Origin of the sequence: Faecalibacillus sp. MSK20_93, assembly GCF_020589945.1 — a bacterium.
Taxonomy (GTDB): domain Bacteria; phylum Bacillota_I; class Bacilli_A; order Erysipelotrichales; family Coprobacillaceae; genus Faecalibacillus; species Faecalibacillus intestinalis.
Genome location: NZ_JAJDKA010000089.1, coordinates 1 through 6,603, shown reverse-complemented (window position 1 = coordinate 6,603; position 6,603 = coordinate 1). Strand labels below are relative to the sequence as shown.

Genomic DNA, 6,603 nt, shown 5'->3' with positions numbered 1-6,603 from the left:
ATAAGAATTTTACGGCTATCGACCAGCACACGACCCATGAAAAAGAAATCATTGAGCTTCGCTTGCAGGACACCAACGGGATAGAAAATTTCGTGAAGAACTTTGCGAAGTCCTACTACACATGGAATAACAGCAAAGAAGCGATTGAAGCAAGGACGCAGACAATCAACGGTTATCTGACAAAGGAATTGCAGGACTTGAATATAGATACAATCAGAACGGATATACCGACCAGCTCCACAGTTACAGATGTGATTGTATGGAGTATTGAACAGTCGGGAACGGACACTTTTTCTGCTACCTACGAAGTAGATCAGCAGATAAAAGAGGGAGAACAGACAAGCAATGCGAAAGCGACTTATACTGTAAAAGTCCATGTAGACGCTGACGGGGATATGGTAATCATTCAGAACCCTACTCTTGCACCAGCAATCGAAAAATCAGACTATGAGCCTAAGACACCAGAAACAGACGCAAGCGTGGACGCTGATACCGTAAACGACGCTACCGCATTTCTGGAAACATTCTTTAAGCTGTACCCGACAGCCACAGAAAAAGAGCTGGCTTATTATGTATCTGGGAATGTGCTTGAACCTATTGGCGGGGACTACCTTTATTCTGAACTGGTAAACCCTATCTTTACAAAGGACGGGGACAATGTGAAAGTCAAGGTAGCGGTAAAATTCATTGATAATCAGACAAAAGCGACGCAGGTATCGCAGTATGAGCTTGTACTACATAAGGATAGCAACTGGAAGATTGTAGGATAAATGATATAAAAATTATTATCTTGTATCTTAAAGAATTATGGAAAACTCTTGACATATAAGACTACAAAGAGTAGACTGTTATACATAAGACTACTATTTGTAGTCTCGAAAGGAGGACATTACATGGTTGAAATTCAATTAGGTGTTATTGAAGCTCGTTTCGCTGATATGATTTGGGCTAATGAACCAACGACTTCTACCGAGTTAGTAAAACTTTGTCAGCAAGAGTTTAACTGGAAGCGTACTACTACCCACACAGTTTTAAGAAGACTTTGTGATAAGGGTCTTTTTCAAAACATTAAAGGAAATGTAACATCTTTAATTACAAAACAAGATTTTTATGGTATGCAAAGCAAAAAATATGTTGACGATACATTTAATGGTTCTTTGCCTGCTTTTATAGCTGCTTTTACACAAAATAAGACTTTAACAAGCGAAGAAGTAGCGGAAATCCGAAGAATGATTGACAACGCCGAGGAGGTTAAGTCATGACAACACTTTTCTTGAAAATTACTAATATGAGTATCATAGCAAGTTGGCTTATTATTATAATAATTATGTTACGTATAGTTTTGCAGAAAGCTCCTAAGTGGATATTTTGTTTGTTATGGGGAATAGTTGCAATCCGCCTTGTTTTCCCTATATCTTTCCAAAGTACATTAAGTGTTGTATCAAATCCAGAGCCAATTAATCCTGCTACATTTCAGCTATCGCAAGGGACGATAGCACACAGTAGTGATTTAACAACCAACCAAGAATTTCCTATTTTTATACTTGTAACTTTAGTAAGTGTTATTTGGCTAATTGGTGTTATTGCAATATTGTGCTACGCAATTATTAGTTATTGGCGTATCAAGAAGCGTATGCACGAAGCGGTTCTTCTAAAAGAAAATATCTTTATTTGTGATAGTGTAAAATCTCCGTTTATATTAGGCATTGTAAAACCTAAGATTTATCTTTCTTCCAGTTTAGGAGAAAAAGAAATGGCGTATGTTATAGCACACGAAAAGGCACATTTGAGGAGAAAAGACCATTTATGGAAGCCGTTTGGTTTTTTATTATTATCTGTCTATTGGCTTAATCCTCTTATTTGGATAGCATATAGTTTGTTTTGCAAAGATATTGAATTGGCTTGTGATGAAAAAGTTATTAAAGCACTAAATTTTTCAGAGCGAAAAAACTATTCAGAGGCACTTCTTTTTTGTAGCCTGCAAAAAACAAATATAATAGCCTATCCTTTAGGATTTGGTGAAATCGGAGTAAAAGGGAGGATACGCAACGTGTTAAATTATAAAAAGCCTGCTTTCTGGATTGGCATTGTTGCTGTCATTATTTGTATAATAGTTGCCGTATGTTTTTTAACTAATTCCCCTGATAATGTAGTTGAAAACATAGAAAACGTGTCTGAAAAACAAAGTAATTATGAAAGCTCTAATACTTCAAGAGATAGCATAAAAAATGGCTTTTCCGATTTAGAAGAAATAGAACTAGTAGTTGAAGATAATTGGCCTACAAGTATTAGTCGAGTAACGAGTGAAACCACAGCAAAAAATTTATCATTCAATATTCAGATTGATAATCCTATGACCATTATACTATCCTTTGTTACCGAAGAGGGAAAAATAAGCATGGAAATTACAGATGAACGAGGAAATAAACTTTTTGATGAAACAAATATAGAAACAGGAACATTTGAGGTTAATATTGAAGAAGTTGGGACTTATACAGTAACTATACAAGCTAATAATCATACGGGAAGTTTTGAAATTAAATCGAAAAAGTAACAAAGACAAATGAGTCAGTTAACGGCAAGTAAATGGAATTTGTCTATTGTGACAGACTCGAATGTCTTTGCGATAGGTAATCAAGGAACGACAGCCAAAAGTGCTAACGCCCTTTCACATAATTGAAGAAAGAAAATAAAAGTTTAATACAAATCAAGTGCTGTAAGGGGGCTTGTATTATGGAAAGTTTTAAGCATAAGTTTATACACTCATACACTACCTAACAGCATTTTATCGACAACTGAATATCTCACAGCTTTAATAGCTCGTACAGACTATATGTTTTGTGCGGGCTTTTTTTGTACTCGAAAAAATTTTTCAATTTTTTTCAAATTCCTGCAACAAATCACACCTTGCCGTACAGATATGGTGCGGAAAGAGGGATAAACACTTTTCACGTCATAACGGAAAGGGGGTGTGATGATATGAAACCGTCGGACTTCCAAAGAACGATACAATGTCAATTCGACTGCAAGCTCAAACGTGTAGTAAAAGGCATTGTCCGTAATTACCGCAAAGAATTAAAGCGACGAAGAAATAAGGAAATTTCCTATTGTGAACTTCCAGAAATCGTCGTGGAAAAGCTGGCTGTCTGGGACGAATACGAAAGCGATTATACCGCCTTTGATGTATGCGGTATTGAGGTTCGTGTTCTTGATGATGATTTAGCAGAAGCGATTAAGTATCTGTCTGAAAAGGACAGGGAAATCTTGTTGATGTACTTCTTCTTAGGCATGAGCGATACAGAAATCGGCGACAGATTAAAGATTAACCGTTCAACGTCGTTTCGCAGTAGGAAGAACTCACTTGAAGAAATCAAGAAAAAGTTAAAGGAGACCATGAATGATGAATAACACACGCCCGTCATTTTACCTTATCTCGTCGGCTGTGGACGGGAACGTAAATTCGATTGAAAAGATACTGGCATTTTATGACCCGTACATATCAAAATGTTGTTTACGTCCATTCTATGACAGATATGGTAATGTCTGCATAGTCGTAGACATGGAATTAAAGGGACGTATCAGAGAAGCACTTATCAAAATGATTTTGGACTTTGATATTCCTTTAGAAACCGAAGAATAACACGCAGTAACCGCAGAGCATGATTTGTTCAATCCCCTCTTTCCTGCTCTGCCCCTGCTTTTACATGAAAGCAACACGCTTTCGCCACAGCTCTTTGACAACTGAATAAAGCAGACAGATACGTTTGTGAGATAGCGAGCCACGGGGACTGTACGCCACGACCTTTTCAAAAGAAAGCGAGCGACCCACGCAGTGATCCGAGAGCGACTGTTGGAAAAGTCGTTTTGCCACGACCTATCCTCACAGAATAATGATACGTCCGCATGGTGCGGTTCTGCCCACAGGAATGGGAATAGTTGAGATACTAACGGAGCTTTCCAAAGCCGTCTGCCTGCTTCTGAAATTGACAAAATCTTTCATAAAGTACAAGCATTTTTGCATATCTTCTTAATATATTGTTGTGAGGTGGTCGAATGAAAAATGATGTGAAGATAATCTGTAAAAATGTTTTTAAAAACAATGATAAACGGATGTTTAAGAAAGCATACACTTCTATATGGATAGAATTGATAAGTGAACTTGAAAAAAATAAGGGGCAGGTTACTCCTGCTAGATGATAGACAAATTATCCTGCTAAATGTTATAATAATATTGCAGAGATAGTTTGTTTTGTCTTCTCTTAAAAGGGGAAAACAAATTATGACAAATCAAATAAAAGTTGCTTTATATTGCCGTTTATCAGAGGAAGACAGAAACAAACAATCAGAAAGTGACGATAGTAACAGTATTCAAAATCAAAAATCTATGTTGCTTCAATATGCATTAGAGCAAGGGTGGGAAGTTTACAATATTTATAGTGATGACGATTATACAGGTGCAGACAGACGCAGACCAGCTTTTAATCAGTTGTTAGAAGACGCTGAAAAACGAAAATTCAATATTATTCTTTGTAAAACACAATCCCGATTTACTAGAGAACTGGAATTAGTAGAAAGGTATATACATGGACTTTTTCCAGTTTGGGGTATTCGTTTTGTTAGTATTGTTGATAATGCTGATACTGCGAATAAGGGAAACAAAAAATCACGCCAGATTAACGGTTTGGTAAATGAATGGTATTTGGAAGATATGTCTGATAATATCAAAAGCGTGCTTACGGACAGAAGAAAAAATGGTTTCCATATTGGTGCATTTGCCTTATATGGTTACAAAAAAGACCCTGACATAAAGGGACATCTGATTATTGATGAAGAAGCGGCACAAATCGTTAGAGAAGTTTTTACCCTCTTTTCACAGGGATATGGTAAAACAGCTATTGCTCGTATGCTGAATGACCGTGGTGTACCGAACCCGACAGAATACAAACGACTTCATGGGTTACGTTATAAGCAACCCACAAGAAAAAACAGCACACTTTGGAAATATTTTGCTATTTCTGATATGTTGTGCAACGAAATGTATATCGGAAATATGGTACAAGGAAAATACGGTAGTGTTTCTTACAAAACCAAACAGAACAAACCCAGACCAAAAGATGAGTGGTATAGGGTTGAGGGGACACATGAAGCTATCATTGACCGAGAACTTTGGGATAAAGTACAATCGCTGATTGAGCAAAAGGCAAAACCTTTTTCCGTCGGTACTATCGGGTTATTTGCTAAAAAAACTCGTTGTATGTATTGTGGTTATACAATGCGTTCTAATAAGCAGACAGATGGCAGACGGTATCTGCAATGTTCTAATCGCCACGTATCAAAAGACGCTTGTATCGGTTCTTTTATATCTGTTCCCAAACTGGAACAGGCTGTAATTACAGAATTGAACCGTATGTCAATGGCATATCTTGATAAGGATGAACTGGAACAAAATGTCACTTTTAATAATAATTTAAAAGAAAAGCAAGAAGCCCTAAAATCTACTATTTCTACTTATGAAAAGAAAATTGCCGAATATACAAAAGGTATTCGTGAACTATATTTAGATAAGGTAAAAGGTATTCTTTCAGAACAAGATTATTTAGATTTATCAAAGGACTTCGTTACTCAAAAAGAAAGGCTTGAAAAACTGGTGGCTGATACGCAAAAACAGCTTGATACGCTTGAAAGAAAAATGGAAAACGGCGATAATCGTCGCCAGTTAATTGAGCAATATACAAATCTTGAACACTTAGACAGGGAAATTGTAGAAAAACTGATTGACTATATTCTTGTTGGCAAAAAAGACCCTGTAACTAAGGAAGTACCTATCGAAATTCATTGGAACTTCTAATTTTTATTCTTATTGTTGTTCTTACAAAGTTGCACCAGAACAAAAAGCTAGAACCACTTATGATAACATTCTTGCTTTAAGTAAAAATGAAGACGTCAATAAAGTCATTCGTTTTTTAAGAGAAAGAGAAATCGTGCATTATCAACGTTTTGCTGAAGGACTTGAATATGTCAAGAGTCAATTAAACAAGAAGAACTACTACGCTTATAATCCCTCATTTACTTCATCAAAACGTGAACAAACATGTGAATAAGGTGAATAACTCAAGTTATTCACCTTTTATGCACTTATTCACACTTTCCCCACAAATATTCACTTAAATCTGTTACTAAAAACATTTGTATTTCTTGAGCCATTTCCTTATTTATCTTAGAAATTCTCCCTTTATTTTCTACATAAACATCGATATATCTTTTTTTAGCCGGTATTTGTTTACAAAAAAACTCTTTATTTTTTCCTTTATAAACACAATTTAATTGTCGAAAATCATCCCATAACTGTTTAATTTCTTTATCTTTTATTAATAAATCAATAAAACTCTTTTCTTGAAGATAAAAATCATCTTCTTTAACTACAACTCTATCAACTGCTTTTTTAATAACATAAGATAAATATTGCATCGCATAACGATCTTCATCACAAATATAAACATGTGAACACGTGAACTACTCCGACTTACACTTCGTTTAGAAGTCGGAGATTCTTGCTTCAACCACTACAGCCTCTAATGACAATACATTATAGGTCTTACACAG

General features: G+C 35.8%; 9 protein-coding genes. 8 read left to right on the top strand and 1 reads right to left on the bottom strand.

Annotated elements, in window-relative coordinates; all coding sequences use genetic code 11:
- The 8 genes from LJD34_RS15200 to LJD34_RS15165 all read left to right on the top strand — a co-directional run.
- On the top strand, positions 1-770 hold a 770-nt coding region (locus LJD34_RS15200), incomplete at its 5' end, for a conjugal transfer protein (protein ID WP_227360297.1).
- Between the two features lie 123 nt (positions 771-893).
- Positions 894-1,262 carry a BlaI/MecI/CopY family transcriptional regulator gene (locus LJD34_RS15195; RefSeq protein WP_003865500.1) on the top strand — a complete coding sequence of 123 codons (369 nt, stop codon included), beginning with the start codon at positions 894-896 and terminating at the stop codon, positions 1,260-1,262.
- Positions 1,259-2,554, top strand: a complete 1,296-nt coding sequence (locus tag LJD34_RS15190; RefSeq protein WP_003865499.1) for a M56 family metallopeptidase — start codon at positions 1,259-1,261, stop codon at positions 2,552-2,554. Before LJD34_RS15195 ends, LJD34_RS15190 begins: the two co-directional genes overlap by 4 nt.
- 425 nt (positions 2,555-2,979) lie before the next feature.
- The gene (locus tag LJD34_RS15185; RefSeq protein WP_040466352.1) at positions 2,980-3,408 is read left to right on the top strand and encodes an RNA polymerase sigma factor; all 429 of its coding nucleotides are present in this window, start codon (positions 2,980-2,982) and stop codon (positions 3,406-3,408) included.
- Entirely contained in the window at positions 3,398-3,640 is a 243-nt protein-coding gene (locus tag LJD34_RS15180) for a helix-turn-helix domain-containing protein (RefSeq protein ID WP_003865497.1), read from the top strand. Before LJD34_RS15185 ends, LJD34_RS15180 begins: the two co-directional genes overlap by 11 nt.
- Positions 3,641-4,053: 413 nt before the next feature.
- Positions 4,054-4,197: a hypothetical protein gene (locus LJD34_RS15175; protein ID WP_003865496.1), complete on the top strand. Its 144-nt coding sequence runs from the start codon at positions 4,054-4,056 to the stop codon at positions 4,195-4,197.
- 82 nt (positions 4,198-4,279) lie between these two features.
- The gene (locus tag LJD34_RS15170) at positions 4,280-5,848 is read left to right on the top strand and encodes a recombinase family protein (protein WP_003865495.1); all 1,569 of its coding nucleotides are present in this window, start codon (positions 4,280-4,282) and stop codon (positions 5,846-5,848) included.
- Positions 5,835-6,101: a manganese catalase family protein gene (locus tag LJD34_RS15165; protein WP_227360298.1), complete on the top strand. Its 267-nt coding sequence runs from the start codon at positions 5,835-5,837 to the stop codon at positions 6,099-6,101. The genes LJD34_RS15170 and LJD34_RS15165 overlap by 14 nt, the downstream gene beginning before the upstream one ends.
- A gap of 34 nt (positions 6,102-6,135) precedes the next feature.
- Here the strand turns inward: LJD34_RS15165 and LJD34_RS15160 are convergent, their stop codons facing one another.
- Positions 6,136-6,468: a hypothetical protein gene (locus tag LJD34_RS15160; RefSeq protein ID WP_227360296.1), complete on the bottom strand. Its 333-nt coding sequence runs from the start codon at positions 6,466-6,468 to the stop codon at positions 6,136-6,138.
- Between the last annotated feature and the right edge of the window lie 135 nt (positions 6,469-6,603).

What these genes read in the sequence shown, in the direction of transcription:
- LJD34_RS15195 (WP_003865500.1), top strand. Translation starts at nt 894, where the DNA reads ATGGTTGAAATTCAATTAGGTGTTATTGAAGCTCGTTTCGCTGATATG.
- LJD34_RS15190 (WP_003865499.1), top strand. Translation starts at nt 1,259, where the DNA reads ATGACAACACTTTTCTTGAAAATTACTAATATGAGTATCATAGCAAGT.
- LJD34_RS15185 (WP_040466352.1), top strand. Translation starts at nt 2,980, where the DNA reads ATGAAACCGTCGGACTTCCAAAGAACGATACAATGTCAATTCGACTGC.
- LJD34_RS15180 (WP_003865497.1), top strand. Translation starts at nt 3,398, where the DNA reads ATGATGAATAACACACGCCCGTCATTTTACCTTATCTCGTCGGCTGTG.
- LJD34_RS15175 (WP_003865496.1), top strand. Translation starts at nt 4,054, where the DNA reads ATGAAAAATGATGTGAAGATAATCTGTAAAAATGTTTTTAAAAACAAT.
- LJD34_RS15170 (WP_003865495.1), top strand. Translation starts at nt 4,280, where the DNA reads ATGACAAATCAAATAAAAGTTGCTTTATATTGCCGTTTATCAGAGGAA.
- LJD34_RS15160 (WP_227360296.1), bottom strand. Translation starts at nt 6,468, where the DNA reads ATGCAATATTTATCTTATGTTATTAAAAAAGCAGTTGATAGAGTTGTA.